This is a genomic window from Enterobacter cloacae complex sp. 397G4 (assembly GCF_050031515.1).
Lineage (GTDB): Bacteria > Pseudomonadota > Gammaproteobacteria > Enterobacterales > Enterobacteriaceae > Enterobacter > Enterobacter hormaechei_C.
The window spans coordinates 905,988-921,548 of the sequence record NZ_JBLGWE010000001.1; the positions used below are offsets into that span (position 1 = coordinate 905,988).

Genomic DNA, 15,561 nt, shown 5'->3' on the forward strand with positions numbered 1-15,561 from the left:
GCTAATCATAGCTCAGCGCAACGCATTTGAGAATGCTGGATTTTTGGCACGGCCATAAGCGCCCAGTCAGCAATGGCCGTTTTCAGCAATTCATCCAGACTCAGATCCTGCCATTCCTGCGTTACATTCTGGTTGAGAAATCGCAGCGCGTCGATCAAAACCGGGCGCGGATCGCCGTCAGGCAGCGCCGGGGCATGATTCTGTTTTGACAGCTTATTTCCCTGTTCATTGACTGCCAGCGGCAGATGGATGTAATCCGGCACCGCCCAGCCAAACTGCTGGTAAAGCGATATTTGCCGCACGGTAGGCTCAACCAGATCCGCCCCGCGCACGATTTCCGTAATGCCCTGGAAATGGTCATCGACAACCACCGCCAGGTTATAGGCAAACAAACCATCACGACGGTGAATAATAAAATCTTCACGCGCCAGGCGTTCATCCGCCTGAATTGTTCCTGAGAGTACGTCGGTAAACTGCGTCACCGGAGAACGCTGTATCAGCCGCACGGCGGCATTCTCAGGACCGTTGTGCCGCGTACGGCAGTGGCCGTCGTAAACGCCACCCACGCTCTGAATTCGCGCCCGCGTGCAGGTACAGTTATAGGAAAGGCCCTGTTCAGCAAGCCACGCCAGACGTTCACGGTAGGCATCATGGCGTTGAGACTGCCAGAGTACGTCGCCGTCCCAGTGAAGACCGTAATGTTCCAGCTGACGCAGAATAGTTTCTGCTGCACCGGGAACTTCACGCGGAGGATCGATATCTTCAATGCGGACCAGCCATTTACCCTGGCGGGCGCGAGCCTGTAGGTAGCTGCCGAGCGCGGCAATTAATGAGCCGAAGTGTAATTCACCGGAGGGAGATGGCGCAAAGCGCCCGATATAGTGAGATTCAGACATATCAACGGTAACAAGGCGGGAGAGACTCCCGCCTTAGCTGAGTAGTGAGAGGGCAGGCGTTAGCCGGCCATCTGTTTTTCGCGGATTTCTGCCAGCGTTTTACAGTCGATGCACAGATCGGCTGTTGGACGCGCTTCCAGGCGACGAATACCGATTTCAACACCGCAGGATTCGCAGTAGCCAAAATCTTCGTCCTCGACCTTCTTCAGCGTTTTTTCGATCTTTTTGATCAGTTTGCGCTCGCGGTCACGGTTACGCAGTTCGAGGCTGAACTCTTCTTCCTGAGCGGCACGGTCGACCGGGTCCGGGAAGTTAGCTGCTTCATCCTGCATATGTGTAACGGTGCGATCGACTTCATCCCTGAGTTGATTACGCCATGCTTCAAGAATACGCTTGAAGTGCGACAGCTGGGCTTCGTTCATATACTCTTCGCCCGGCTTCTCTTGATACGGCTCCACCCCAGCGATGGCGAGAATACTCAGGGACGATGTTTTACGGTTTTGCCCTTCTTGCATGTTGCTTCTCCTTAACACGCACTATCGATCCCCGTGTTGGGGGAAAAATCAGGTCGCTATAAATAGCAGATGCTTTTCCGTATGGCAATTATCTAAACGTAACACTTGACAACCCTGTGAGGAAAAGCGTATTTGCGCACGCGGCCAGAACACTTATTAGTCAATCGTCTAATCCCTTATAAGACAATGGGAAGAGATGATCTCAGAGTCATATTATCGGCAGAAAGTTCCGCTTTATAAGCGAAAATCTCTACCCCCTGCTTTTGTGCCTCATTCAACAATTGCGCGTATTTAGGATCAATATGACGGGCCGGGGAAAACCGTTCAATGGCTGAATGCAGAACCGCAAACAGCAACACGGCGCGCTTGCCCGCCGCCGCTACACTCATTAGCTCTCGCAGATGCTTCTGGCCACGTAGCGTTACCGCATCCGGAAAGAAGCCGTTTTCCTGTTCCGCTAACGTCACTGATTTCACTTCAATATAGCACTCAGGGCGGTCTTCCGCCTGTAACATAAAATCAATTCTGCTGCCTTCATCGCCATATTTCACTTCGCTTTTTTGCGTGCCGTAACCCACCAGTTCAGGAAGCATTCCATTTGTCAGGGCTTCCTTAACCAGCTGATTTGCGCGCAGGGTATTCACGCAAATAAATGCCCCGCTTTGCGTCTCGGTCATTTCCCAGGTATGAGGATATTTGCGTTTAGTATTTTCTGATGTGGAATACCAGACCGTGTCACCCGGCGTGGCGCAACCGGTCATGGCGCCGGTGTTAGGGCAGTGCAGCGTGAGCGTTTCGCCCTCAGGGGTGATCACGTCAGCGAGAAAGCGTTTGTAACGCTGGATCAGCGTGGCGGGCTGGAGTGCAGGGCTAAACTTCATCAGGATTCCTTAACGTGTCGCCCAGCGTCCAGCGCTGAAGCGGAGTATAGCGGGTGCGTCCTTGTACAAAGGCAGATTCGTACAGCGCAAATTCATTCACCTGAAAGGACCAGTGAAAGCCCGGTGGCGGGATGGCAACGGCCTGACCCGCATCGCGCAGCAGGGTAATGTGGGGATGAAACGGCTGCGGGCTCTGATAACAGCCGCTGCGCGCGGCCTGCGCCCGCAGCATGTTGGCGAGCTGTAGCAGTCCGCGAGGGGGCTGCCGCGTCCCCAGCCAGACCACCCGAGAGCGCAGCCATTGCCCGGCATCGTCAAGATGCAGCGTAAACCCCGGCTGCGAAATGCGTCCGGCCATTGCGCTTAACGCGCGCTGCTTTTCAGCGCTTACTTCACCAAGAAAGGCTAACGTCAGGTGCATATTGGCGGCGACGACGGGGCGGCCCGCTTCCGCGGGGAAGTGGCTGGCGCGCCAGCGAACAATCTGCCGTTGAAGCGTGGTGGGTAATTCAATGGCGAAGAATAGCCGTTTTGACTCAGACATGCGCAAGACTCGGTAATGATATGCGCCGATGCTACAATGTACGCCGATTAATGTTAACCCTCTGGAGCCGTAAGTGTCCTTTTTGCCCGTCGCTGTCGTCCTTCCTGAGCTTCTCGCAGCCTTAGAACATGCGCCACAGGTTTTGCTCAGCGCGCCCACCGGAGCGGGTAAATCCACCTGGCTGCCCCTGCAAATTCTGCGCGAGGGGAGCATCAGCGGGAAAATTATCCTGCTGGAGCCACGCAGGCTGGCCGCGCGCAATGTGGCGCAGCGCCTGGCTGAACTGCTGAATGAAAAACCGGGCGAGACGGTAGGGTACCGGATGCGCGCCGAAACCTGCGTTGGACCGTCCACGCGGCTGGAGGTGGTCACCGAGGGTATTCTCACCCGTATGCTGCAAAACGATCCGGAGCTGACCGGCGTCGGGCTGGTGATCCTTGATGAATTTCACGAGCGCAGCCTCCAGGCCGATCTGGCCCTTGCGCTGCTGCTCGACGTTCAGCAGGGGCTGCGCGACGACCTTCGGTTGCTGATTATGTCGGCGACGCTGGATAACGAGCGGCTCCGGCAGACGCTCCCTGACGCGCCGATGATCTCCTCTGAAGGGCGTGCGTTCCCGGTCGAGCGCCGCTATCAGCCGCTGCCTGCCCATCAGCGTTTTGACGAAGCGGTTGCCATCGCCACCGCCGAATTGCTCCGTCAGGAACCCGGCTCGCTGCTGCTGTTTTTACCCGGCGTAGGCGAAATCCAGCGCGTACAGGAGCAGCTGGCATCCCGGATGAACAGTGACGTTATGCTGTGCCCGCTCTACGGCGCGCTGCCGTTGGCTGACCAGCGCAAGGCGATCCTTCCCGCACCGGCGGGGCAGCGCAAAGTGGTGCTGGCAACCAATATCGCGGAAACCAGTTTGACCATCGAAGGCATTCGCCTGGTGGTGGACAGTACGCAGGAGAGGGTGGCCAGTTTTGATCCGCGTACCGGGCTGACCAGGCTACTGACGCAGCGCATCAGCCAGGCCTCGATGGTGCAGCGCGCAGGGCGAGCAGGGCGTCTTGAGCCGGGTATTTGCCTGCATTTAACCAGCGCCGAGCAGGCGGAGCGTGCGGCATTGCAGAGCACGCCTGAGATTTTACAAAGCGATCTCTCCGGGCTGGTGATGGATCTGATGCAGTGGGGCTGCCCGGACCCTGACCAGCTCACCTGGCTTAATCCTCCGCCTGTCGTGAACCTTTCCGCCGCGCGCAGCCTGCTGACCCAGCTTGGCGCGCTGGAAGGCGAGCGACTGACGGCGCGCGGTCAGAAAATGGCGGCGCTGGGCAACGATCCGCGTCTGGCGGCAATGCTGGTGGCAGCACAGGGCGACGATGAAATTGCCACGGCGGCAAAACTGGCGGCTATTCTTGAGGAGCCGCCGCGCGGTGGCAGCAGCGATCTGGGACAGGCCTTTTCTCGCCATCAGGGAAACTGGCAACAACGCGCGCAGCAGCTGTGTAAACGCCTGAATTGCCGGGGCGGTTCGCCTGACAGCGATAAAGTTATCCCTCTGCTGGCCCAGGCCTTCCCGGACAGGATTGCGCGCCGTCGCGGGCTGGATGGTCGCTATCAGCTGGCAAATGGGATGGGCGCGATGCTGGACAGCGATGACGCCCTGACGCGTCACGAATGGCTGATCGCGCCGCTCTTGCTCCAGGGCAGCCACTCCCCGGACGCGCGTATTTTACAGGCGGTTGCCGTGGATATTGACGCGCTGACGCGTGCCTGCCCGCAGCTGCTTCAGCAATCTGACATCGTGGAATGGGATGATGCCCAGGGCACGCTGAAGGCGTTCCGTCGTAGCCAGATTGGCAAACTGACGCTCGGGACGAAACCGCTGGCGAAGCCGTCGGAGGAAGAGTTACACCAGGCGATGCTGAACGGCATTCGGGAAAAAGGGCTGAGCGTACTGAACTGGACGCCGGAGGCCGAACAGTATCGCATTCGCCTGCATTGCGCCGCGAAGTGGCTGCCGGAACAGGGGTGGCCAGCGGTGGATGATGAGACGCTGCTCGCGACGCTTGAACAGTGGCTGTTGCCGCAGATGAACGGCGTACACTCGCTGCGCGCCCTGAAGGCGCTTGATGTTAAGGCAGCGTTACAGAATTTACTGGACTGGTCGTTACGTCAACGTCTGGATAGTGAACTGCCTGGGCATTACACTGTGCCAACCGGGAGCCGGATTGCCATTCGTTATCATGAGGATAATCCGCCGGCGCTGGCGGTTCGGATGCAGGAGATGTTTGGTGAGGCCACCACGCCGTCCATCGCTGAAGGGCGCGTGCCGTTAGTGCTTGAGCTGCTTTCGCCTGCGCATCGTCCCTTGCAGATCACCCGCGATCTGGGGGCGTTCTGGGCGGGGAGCTATCGTGAAGTGCAGAAAGAGATGAAAGGGCGATATCCCAAACACGTCTGGCCGGACGATCCGGCGAATACCGCGCCGACACGGCGCACGAAGAAATATTCGTAATGGATCTAAAAGGGGAGTGCGGCCTGATGCCCTCACCCCGGCCCTCTCCCACGGGGAGAGGGAGAAACAAACTTTGAGAGATTTCTTCTTTCACTGACCTGTGCAAGATAAGAAAATCTGGCCTTTGCGCCTGAATGTTGCGGAGAAAAAGCATGGCGGGGAATGACCGCGAGCCAATAGGACGTAAGGGAAAGCCGACGCGTCCGGCGAAAGAAAAGGTAAGCCGTCGTCGCCTCAGAGATGAGGAGTATGATGATGACTATGAAGACGATTATGAGGATGAAGAACCGATGCCACGTAAAGGGAAAGGCAAAGGGCGTAAGCCTCGTGGTAAGCGCGGCTGGTTCTGGTTGCTGCTGAAGCTGTTCATTGTTTTTGTTGTCCTGATCGCGATTTACGGCGTTTATCTGGATCAGAAGATCCGCAGCCGTATCGACGGGAAAGTCTGGCAATTGCCTGCGGCAGTGTACGGCCGCATGGTGAACCTTGAGCCGGACATGTCCATCAGCAAGAACGAGATGGTGAAGCTGCTGCAAGCCACGCAGTATCGTCAGGTCACGAAAATGACCCGTCCGGGTGAATTTACCGTCCAGGCGAAAAGCATTGAGATGATCCGCCGTCCGTTCGACTTCCCGGACAGTAAAGAAGGGCAGGTGCGCGCGCGTCTGACCTTTGACGGCGATCGTCTGGAAACCATTGAGAACATGGATAACGATCGCCAGTTCGGTTTCTTCCGTCTCGATCCGCGCCTCATCACCATGCTGTCGTCCGCAAACGGCGAACAGCGCCTGTTCGTGGCGCGTAACGGCTTCCCGGATCTGCTGGTAGATACCCTGCTGGCAACCGAAGACCGCCACTTCTACGAGCACGACGGTATTAGCCTTTACTCCATTGGTCGTGCGGTACTGGCGAACCTGACTGCCGGGCGTACGGTGCAGGGGGCAAGTACCCTGACCCAGCAGCTGGTGAAAAACCTGTTCCTCTCCAGCGAACGCTCTTACTGGCGTAAAGCCAACGAAGCGTACATGGCCGTGCTGATGGATGCGCGCTACAGCAAGGATCGTATTCTTGAGCTGTACATGAACGAGGTGTACCTCGGTCAGAGCGGTGACAACGAGATCCGCGGCTTCCCGCTGGCGAGCCTGTACTACTTTGGTCGTCCGGTAGAAGAGCTGAGCCTTGACCAGCAGGCGCTGCTGGTGGGCATGGTGAAAGGCGCGTCGATCTACAACCCGTGGCGTAACCCGAAACTGGCGCTGGAGCGTCGTAACCTGGTGCTGCGTCTGCTGCAACAACAGCAGGTGATTGACCAGGAGCTGTACGACATGCTGAGCGCGCGTCCGCTGGGCGTTCAGCCGCGTGGTGGGGTGATCTCTCCGCAGCCTGCCTTTATGCAGATGGTGCGTCAGGAGTTGCAGTCTAAGCTCGGGGATAAAGTGAAAGATCTCTCCGGCGTGAAGATCTTTACCACCTTTGACTCCGTGGCACAGGACGCCGCAGAAAAAGCGGCGGTAGAAGGTATTCCGGCGCTGAAAAAGCAGCGTAAGCTGAGCGATCTGGAAACCGCGATGGTAGTGGTTGACCGTAACACCGGCGAAGTTCGTGCCATGGTGGGCGGTGCTGAGCCGCAGTTTGCGGGCTATAACCGTGCCATGCAGGCGCGTCGTTCAATTGGTTCACTGGCAAAACCGGCGACCTATCTGACCGCGCTGAGCCAGCCGAATCTTTATCGCCTGAATACCTGGATTGCCGATGCGCCAATTTCCCTGCGCCAGCCTAACGGCCAGGTTTGGTCACCGCAGAACGATGACAGACAGTTCAGCGGCCAGGTCATGCTGGTGGATGCGTTAACCCGCTCGATGAACGTGCCAACGGTTAACCTCGGAATGGCGCTGGGCCTGCCGGCCATTACCGACACCTGGCAGAAGCTGGGGGTACCGAAAGATCAGCTGCACCCGGTGCCAGCGATGATTCTGGGGGCGCTTAACCTGACGCCAATCGAAGTGGCGCAGGCGTTCCAGACCATCGCCAGCGGCGGTAACCGTGCTCCGCTTTCCGCTCTGCGTTCGGTGATTGCCGAAGATGGCTCCGTGCTGTATCAGAGCTTCCCGCAGGCAGAACGTGCAGTTCCGGCGCAGGCGGCCTATATGACGCTGTGGACCATGCAGCAGGTTGTCCAGCGCGGTACAGGCCGTCAGCTGGGAGCGAAGTATCCGGGCCTGCATCTGGCGGGTAAAACCGGGACCACCAACAACAACGTCGATACCTGGTTCGCCGGTATTGATGGTCGTGAAGTGGTCATCACCTGGGTGGGGCGCGATAACAACCAGCCGACCAAACTGTATGGCGCGAGCGGTGCGATGTCGATTTACCAGCGCTACCTGGCCAACCAGTCTCCGGTGCCGCTGAACCTGGTTGCCCCGGAAGATATCGTTGATATGGGCGTGGACGCATCGGGCAACTTTATCTGCGGTGGCGGGATGCGTACGCTGCCGGTCTGGACGACTAACCCGGATGCGCTGTGTCAGCAAAGTCAGCCAGAAGAACCGACAGGTAACCCGTTCGATCAGTCTTCTCAACCTCAGCAGCCGCAGCAGCAACAGCCGCAGCAGCAGAATGAGAAGAAAGACAGCGACGGTGTCGCCGGCTGGATCAAGGACATGTTTGGCGGAAACTAATTAGTTTCCTGAATAAAAGGCCGCTTAATGATTAAGCGGCCTTTTTTTATGTTTACATTCATTTATATTTAAAATTATTAAATTTAAAATGTAGAATTATTAATTTTTGCTTTTTTTCATCTAAAACAGAAAGTTGTGTCCGATTATTCGGGTGTTATCATTTTGCGATCTAGACGTGATGAAGAATAATCTGATTAAATCCTCTCCAGAAATTTACTGACCTCACAGGATATTCCTTAGAGGACTTCCCAACATTTTTGTATATATCAAGAATGGATATCTTCATCATCACATATAAGGATATTGTTATGAGTAAATATGTTGTTTCAACGGTGTTGGCCAGCACGCTTATGGCTGCACTCTCTCTGCCGGTATTTGCAGCGAATGATTCTGGTACGGTAAATTTCGCCGGAAAAATTGTGGCGGATACCTGTGAAATTGATGTTGATGGCTCGGGGTCCAATACTTCCACCGTCACATTTGCAGATACTTATCCTTCTGATTTTGGTACTGACGGTCAGGTCGGGACGTCGAAGGCCTTTAAGATTGAAGTGAAAAAATGTGATCCGCTGGTTGCCAAACTGAACCTCAAGTTCAGCGGCACCACAACGGATGCGGAATACAAGCGCCTGAAGAACGATCTTTCCGGCGCTGGCAATGCGACCAACGTTGGCATCATTGTCAGTAATGAAAATGGGACTAAGGGCGACGTGGTTTTCAACGGATCCGAACCGGAAACCGGTACCGATGTTGCGAACGATGCCACTGGCGCCACAGCATCTGTCTTTAATTACACCGCGAAAGTTATTCAGGTTGGTGATAACAAACCAACAGCAGGTCACTACTCCTCATCTGCAACGTTCGAGGTTGTTTATCGCTAAATCTATTTTGGCAGCCTGAGAGGGCTGCCTTCTGGAACGTAGTATGAATTATTTATTAAAATTGTTAGGTGGATGTTTGATTATCTCTTGTTGTTCAGTACAGGCAAGTGTGGTTCTCGATGGCACGCGAATTATTTATCCATCGAATAAATCCGAAGTACAAATAGCACTAAAAAATAAAGACCCTCATACTCGATATCTGGTGCAAAGCTGGGTGAGTTACCCCAACGATGCAAAAGCACCTTTCATCATTACGCCGCCTGTCTATAAATTACAGGAAAATCGTCAGACCCTTTTGCACATCATTTTTACCGGCGATAAAAAAAATCTGCCCGCAGATCGCGAATCTTTATTTCTGGCGAATGTGAAATCCGTCTCGGCGTTATCACCTGACTTAAAAGACAAGAATACGCTGCAATTCGCGATGAAAACGCGTCTGAAGCTGTTCTGGCGTCCTGCTGATTTGAAAGAAACCGATGCGCTACAAGCCTATGAAAAAATCACCTTCCGCCGCCAGGGGAACAAGCTCATTGCGAAAAACCCAACGCCGTTTTACGTCTCCTTTGGCGAGCTGGCCGTGGGCGGGAAAAGTGTCCCTGTGACTGACACAAAAACCACGCCGGGGGCAATTTCAATGATGGTCGCACCTTTCAGCGAGCAATATTTTTCTGTGCCTCAATCTGCAAACGGGCCCGTGACGTGGACTGCTATTAGCGATTTCGGCGCGCAAACCTCCCAGCGCAAGCAGGCTCTTTAAACACACAATGCTGGTACCCTATGTCGTCATCTCCACTCTACAAACAGGTTCTGAAGGGAATCGCGTTAGCGCTGCTCGCGATGATCCAGCCTGTGAGTGCAGATGACGAATTTAACCTGCGGATCCTCGAGATGGACACTCCGCTGGAAAACACCTCAACGCTAAAAAATTTCATCAATGATAATGGCTTACTGCCCGGAAACTTTCTGACGACCATTATGTGGGATCGGGATGTTCTGGATAAACGCACGGTGAGTTGGATCTTGTCTGACGATAAGCAGCGCCTGTTACCGGAGCTGACCAAAGCGGATCTGCGTGCATTAGGGGTAAAAGTCGACACGATCCCGGATATGAAAGATCTGGATGATGCGGTGATAATCGATGACATCTCCCATTTTATTGATAATGCCCGCTACGATTACGACCAGGATAATCAGACCCTCAAGCTGGTGATCCCGCAAAAATACCGCGATCAGGCTGCGGCCGGGGCTATCGAGCCTAAATTCTGGGATGACGGTGCTCCCGCCGCCTGGACAAGCTACCAGTTTAGCGGCTCTCAGCAGCACTACCGTTCTGGTGAAACGTCATCTGCATGGCTTGGTCTGGAGTCGGGGATCAACCTCGGGGCGTGGCGGTTGCGTAACAACAGCACCTGGAGTGACAACGCCGGTTGGGATGCAATCGCCAGTACGCTGCAACGTGATATCAAAACCCTGCAAAGCCAGCTTGAGATAGGCCAGACGTACACTAACGGCGAGCTTTTCGACAGCGTCCAAATGACCGGCGTGAAGCTGGAAACGGATACTTCCATGCTGCCCACCAGCCAGCAGGGGTTTGCCCCCGTGGTGCGTGGTATCGCAAATAGCGATGCAAAAGTCACCATCAGGCAAAACGGCTACACCATTTATCAAAGCAACGTCTCTCCGGGGCCATTTGAGATCCGCGATTTAAGCCAGGTCACATCCGGCGCGGATCTGGAGGTGACGGTGGAAGAGGCCGACGGCAGCGAACACAGCTTCATCCAGGCCAGCGCATCGGTACCGGTGCTACAGCGGGAAGGGGCATTTAAATATTCGCTGGCGGCAGGGCGTTATCGCGGTAATGAAGGTGAGGACGAGCCCCCTTTTCTGCAAGGGACGGTCATTTACGGCCTGCCTTATGGCGTAACAACATACGCCGGCGCGCTCGTTGCATCGTCGTATCAGGCTATGCTGGCGGGAACAGGGGCCGATCTTGGCCGTTTCGGATCGGCATCCGTGGATGTGACCGCCGCCCGTACGGCTTTTGATGATGGACGAGATGATGCCCGCGGGATGTCATGGCGTGCGCAGTATTCCAGGGATATTCCGGATACAGACACCACCGTGACGCTTGCCAGCTACCGTTATTCCACCTCAGGGTTTTATACCTTTCAGGAAGCTGTCGACCAGCGTGACAGCGAGATTGACGATGGGATTTATACCTATCGGCGAACCAATAATCGGCGCAGCCGCATGCAGGTTAATCTTTCCCAACGCGTTTCGGACTGGGGATCGGCTTACCTTAATGGCTATCAGCAGGATTACTGGAACATGGCAGGACACGAGCGCAGCGTCAGTGCGGGGCTAAGCTCCGGCTGGCGCGGTATAACCTGGTCGGTAAGCTACAGCCTGACGCGTACGCCGGACGCCAATACCAATCGGCAAATGGCGTTGATGGTCAACGTACCTCTTTCACGCTGGCTAGCGAACGCCTGGTCAACTTACAGCGCCAACACTGCCAGCGGTGGATTCGTTTCGCATCAGGTAGGGATCGGCGGCACGGCACTTGAGAACAATAACCTCAGCTATAACCTCCAGCAGACCTATGCCAGTCACGATACTGGCTATGGAGGCAGTGTATCCGGGCGCTACCGGGGATCTGCCGGTGATGTCGGGCTGGGGTATAACTACGGGGGCGATAACCGACAGTGGAACTACAGCGCGCAGGGTTCAATTGTTGCGCATGAACATGGAGTAACCCTGGGGCAATCCGTCCGCGACGCCTTTGCCATTGTCCATATCAAAGATGGCGATAACGTCAAAGTACAGAACGGGCGAGGGATCTCCACCGATCGCTTTGGTAACGCGATTGTCCCTTCCCTGACGGCCTACCGGAAAAACGGTATTACGGTCAACACCCTGGATCGTGAAGATATTGAAATTGCTGCCGCTACCCAGGATGTTGTCCCAACAAAAGGTGCGGCCATCTCAGCGAATTTTGATGCACGAGTGGGGAAGCGTGCGCTTATCACGCTGCTTTTCCACGGCAAGCCGGTACCTTTCGGCGCCATTGTCACGCAGGAAAGTGCAACGGCTATCGTCGGTGATGAAGGAGAAGTCTGGCTTACCGGTCTGCATGAAGCGGTTTCCCTGAATGTGCAGTGGGGTGACGGGCGCGATCAACGGTGTGCGTGGGCGGGGGATCTCCCTCCCGGGCGCTCAGCAACTATTTTGAAAATGACGGTAGATTGCCAATGAGGCGTAGCAAAGAACTATTCATCAGCGCAATGGCTGGCCTAATCATGCTGTTTTCAGTTCCGGCCTTCGCAACTTGTACATTTACGGGAGGCGGGAGTAGCGGGGGAATTGTTACCTTCAACATTCCCGCTGTCATACAGCTTGAGCCAGATGTCCAGGTCGGTACGATTATTTACGACGCCAGCGTGGAATCAGGTGAGATCTCGCAAAGCTGTGATGATGATTCCGTTCGGGTACGTAGAGGCTATCTCTCATTGAGTGGTGCTGATGCGCGTGAAGATGTTTTACCCGGAGTGTACAAAACCAACGTGACCGGAATTGGGGTTCGCGTTGCAGCGTCTACAACCCAGTTCCCCAGCTATACCGAAGAAGACATTATCAGGCCGGAAACTTATCTTGGCACGATAAGAAGCTTTTCAACGAATTACAACTTCCGGGCTACCGCTCAGTTGATCGTTATCGGTGAGGTCGAAGAGGGCGATCTTAATACGTCCCTGTTAACCTCACATGAGACTTACGATAACCATGTGATAGGCGAAATCCGCTTTTCACCAACCAGTGTACATATCACAACAAACACCTGTAACCTGGTGGATAAAAACATCTACGTGCCGCTAGAAACGGTCAATGTGCACGATTTTAACGGTCAGTATTCCGACATCCTGACCGACAGTCGTTTCAGGATTGATATTACGGACTGCGCAGCCGGAACAAAAATTGATTATCAGTTCACCAGTGCAGGGTCGACTGGCGTAACGGATGGTAATATCCTCAACATTGCTACCGGAGACAACGCTGCAAGCGGCGTAGGCATTCAAATCCTCGACAAGAACGATGCAGTGCTCCAGTTCGACCAGAGCTACACGGCAATAACCCGTACCCAGGACAACGTCCCGGTTGAGATCCCACTCAAAGCCCGTTACATCAAAACGGGAGAGGTTAAAGCCGGGAAAGTCGACGCCGTCGCGACTTTCGAACTCTTCTATCGTTAAGCCCTCCGGCCCGTTTCGGCGGGCTTTAGCGATCATTTCGCTAACTTCATTAACCCTCTATTTTCATCTGGTTAATTCTTAAACCCTTAAATCTTGTAGGGCCGCATACTGCTTGCTATGCAGCCAACGTTTCGCATATTATTCTGCGGTCATAATAATAATTCTCGTTTACGTTATCATTCACTTTTCCATCAGAGATCCATCATGGCGCTTTCCAATACTGCTCAGCCAATTAACACGTCGCTGCGTAAAATCGCGGTCGTCGTAGCCACAGCGGTTGCCGGCATGTCTGCTTATGCTCATGCCGCCGAAACCCCGAAAAAAGAAGAAACCATTACTGTTACTGCCGCACCGGCTGCGCAGGAGAGTGCCTGGGGGCCTGCACCGACGATTGCAGCAAAGCGCACTGCAACGGCGACGAAAACCGATACACCGATCGAGAAAACCCCGCAGTCCATTTCCGTGGTCACACGTGAAGAGATGGACATGAAACAGCCGGGGACGGTTAAACAGGCGCTGGCCTACACGCCGAGCGTTTTCGCAACGCGCGGCGCCTCAACGACCTATGATGTGGTTTCGATTCGTGGGTTCACCACCTCCAGCACCGTGAATACCAACCAGTATCTGGATGGTATGAAGCTGCAAGGGGATAACTACTCTGAAGCGTCGATGGACCCATACTTCCTGGAGCGCGTAGAGCTGCTGCGAGGCCCGACGTCCGTACTGTATGGCAAAAGCCACCCTGGCGGCGTAGTGAGTATGGTCAGCAAGCGTCCAACCACGGAACCGTTAAAAGAAATTCAGTTCAAAATGGGGACGGATAACCTGTGGCAGACTGGGTTTGACTTCAGCGACGCGATTGATGATAACGGCGTGTGGTCCTACCGTCTGACCGGCCTGGGACGCAGTGAAAATGCGCAGCAGGAGATGGTGAAGTCTACTCGTTACGCGATTGCGCCGTCTTTCAGCTGGCGTCCTGATGATAAAACTGATTTCACTTTCCTGAGCAACTTCCAGAGCGATCCGGATGCGGGTTACTACGGCTGGCTGCCGCGTGAAGGTACCGTTGTGCCTTACTATGATGCTAACGGAAAGGCGCACAAACTGCCGACCGATTTCAACGAAGGCGATGAAGACAATAAGATCTCCCGTCGTCAGAAAATGGTGGGTTACAGCTTCGCGCATGAATTCAACGACACCTTCACCGTGCGTCAGAATCTGCGTTATACCAAAATCAATACGCTTTACCGTTCAGTTTACGGTAATGGCTATATCGCTCCGGCCCAAATCAGCCGTGCGTACGTGCGCTCAGATGAAGACCTCAACTCGTTCACGGTTGATACACAGCTCCAGTCGAAATTCGCGACCGGTGCCGTTGACCATACGCTGCTGACGGGGGTGGATTACCTTCGTATGCGCAATGATATTGATGCTGACTACGGTACCGCCGATCCGATCAGCATGAACAATCCGCAGCACGGCAATGCGAACGTCAATGTGAACTTCCCGTATGCCATGCTCAATCGCCAGGAGCAGACCGGGCTCTATGCGCAGGATCAGGCGGAATGGGATAAGTGGGTACTCACCATGGGTGGCCGCTATGACTTTGCAAAAACGTCTGCCTTTAACCGTAATAACGGGACCACCGCGGAAATTAACGATCAGGCATTTACCTGGCGCGGGGGGATTAACTACCTGTTCGACAACGGGATTACCCCATACTTCAGCTACAGTGAATCCTTTGAACCGCTCTCTGGCACCACCCAGGGCGGCAAACCGTTCGACCCGGCGCGCGGCAAGCAGTATGAAGCGGGCGTGAAGTATGTTCCTAAAGATCTGCCTGTTGTGGTGACGGCCGCGGTATATCAGCTGACCAAGAACAACAACCTGACCGCCGATCCGGCGAACCCGACCAGCGGCTTTAGCGTGCAGGGCGGTGAAATTCGCTCCCGTGGCTTTGAGCTGGAAGCGAAAGCGGCGGTGTCGGCTAACGTGAACGTAACGGCGGCCTACAGCTACACAGATGCGGAATATACCCACGATACCTGGTATGAAGGTCGTCGTCCGGCAGAAGTACCGCGCAACATGGCATCCCTGTGGGCGGATTACACCTTCCACGAGACGGCGCTGAGTGGCCTGACCGTCGGTGCGGGCGCGCGTTACATCGGTAACACGGTGACGTACTACTCCTCAGCGTCGCCTAAAGCCTATGAGTCCTTTAACGTCGCGGGTTATGCCCTGGCGGATGCGACCGTGAAATACGATCTGGCGCGCTTTGGTCTGCCGGGATCTTCCGTCGGCGTCAACGTGAACAACATCTTTGACCGTGAATACGTCTCCAGCTGCTACAGCGAGTATGCATGCTACTGGGGAGCAGGACGCCAGGTTGTTGCCACCGCGACCTTCCGCTTCTAAC

Annotated in this window: 11 protein-coding genes; 7 read left to right on the top strand and 4 right to left on the bottom strand. The window is 54.9% G+C overall.

Annotated features, from left to right (window positions below):
• Positions 1 to 5 precede the first annotated feature (5 nt).
• The 4 genes from gluQRS to thpR all read right to left on the bottom strand — a co-directional run bounded on the left by gluQRS (position 6) and on the right by thpR (position 2,836).
• Positions 6 to 896, bottom strand: coding sequence for a tRNA glutamyl-Q(34) synthetase GluQRS (gene gluQRS / locus ACQG1Y_RS04310; protein ID WP_368740699.1), 891 nt, complete (start codon positions 894 to 896; stop codon positions 6 to 8).
• Between the two features lie 59 nt (positions 897 to 955).
• Positions 956 to 1,411 (bottom strand): RNA polymerase-binding protein DksA, encoded by a 456-nt coding sequence (gene dksA, locus ACQG1Y_RS04315; RefSeq protein WP_001155232.1) that lies wholly within the window; start codon positions 1,409 to 1,411, stop codon positions 956 to 958.
• 176 nt (positions 1,412 to 1,587) lie between these two features.
• Positions 1,588 to 2,292 carry a DNA/RNA nuclease SfsA gene (sfsA, locus tag ACQG1Y_RS04320; RefSeq protein WP_017694492.1) on the bottom strand — a complete coding sequence of 235 codons (705 nt, stop codon included), beginning with the start codon at positions 2,290 to 2,292 and terminating at the stop codon, positions 1,588 to 1,590.
• Entirely contained in the window at positions 2,282 to 2,836 is a 555-nt protein-coding gene (gene thpR / locus ACQG1Y_RS04325; protein ID WP_003856249.1) for an RNA 2',3'-cyclic phosphodiesterase, read from the bottom strand. The genes sfsA and thpR overlap by 11 nt, the downstream gene beginning before the upstream one ends.
• Before the next feature lie 73 nt (positions 2,837 to 2,909).
• Here thpR and hrpB point away from each other — a divergent pair, with 73 nt between their 5' ends.
• The 7 genes from hrpB to fhuA all read left to right on the top strand — a co-directional run bounded on the left by hrpB (position 2,910) and on the right by fhuA (position 15,560).
• The gene (hrpB, locus tag ACQG1Y_RS04330) at positions 2,910 to 5,339 is read left to right on the top strand and encodes an ATP-dependent helicase HrpB (protein WP_257438705.1); all 2,430 of its coding nucleotides are present in this window, start codon (positions 2,910 to 2,912) and stop codon (positions 5,337 to 5,339) included.
• 152 nt (positions 5,340 to 5,491) lie between these two features.
• Positions 5,492 to 8,017 carry a bifunctional glycosyl transferase/transpeptidase gene (gene mrcB / locus ACQG1Y_RS04335; RefSeq protein ID WP_015572709.1) on the top strand — a complete coding sequence of 842 codons (2,526 nt, stop codon included), beginning with the start codon at positions 5,492 to 5,494 and terminating at the stop codon, positions 8,015 to 8,017.
• Positions 8,018 to 8,289: 272 nt separating this feature from the next.
• Positions 8,290 to 8,898: a fimbrial protein gene (locus tag ACQG1Y_RS04340; RefSeq protein ID WP_058688991.1), complete on the top strand. Its 609-nt coding sequence runs from the start codon at positions 8,290 to 8,292 to the stop codon at positions 8,896 to 8,898.
• Between the two features lie 43 nt (positions 8,899 to 8,941).
• Entirely contained in the window at positions 8,942 to 9,655 is a 714-nt protein-coding gene (locus ACQG1Y_RS04345) for a molecular chaperone (RefSeq protein ID WP_368740698.1), read from the top strand.
• A 20-nt stretch (positions 9,656 to 9,675) separates the two neighbouring features.
• Positions 9,676 to 12,153 carry a fimbria/pilus outer membrane usher protein gene (locus ACQG1Y_RS04350; RefSeq protein WP_086524264.1) on the top strand — a complete coding sequence of 826 codons (2,478 nt, stop codon included), beginning with the start codon at positions 9,676 to 9,678 and terminating at the stop codon, positions 12,151 to 12,153.
• A gap of 44 nt (positions 12,154 to 12,197) precedes the next feature.
• On the top strand, positions 12,198 to 13,145 hold the full coding sequence (locus tag ACQG1Y_RS04355) for a fimbrial protein (RefSeq protein ID WP_260591401.1): 948 nt from the start codon (positions 12,198 to 12,200) through the stop codon (positions 13,143 to 13,145).
• Between the two features lie 204 nt (positions 13,146 to 13,349).
• On the top strand, positions 13,350 to 15,560 hold the full coding sequence (gene fhuA / locus ACQG1Y_RS04360; RefSeq protein ID WP_015572711.1) for a ferrichrome porin FhuA: 2,211 nt from the start codon (positions 13,350 to 13,352) through the stop codon (positions 15,558 to 15,560).
• Position 15,561 lies beyond the last annotated feature (1 nt).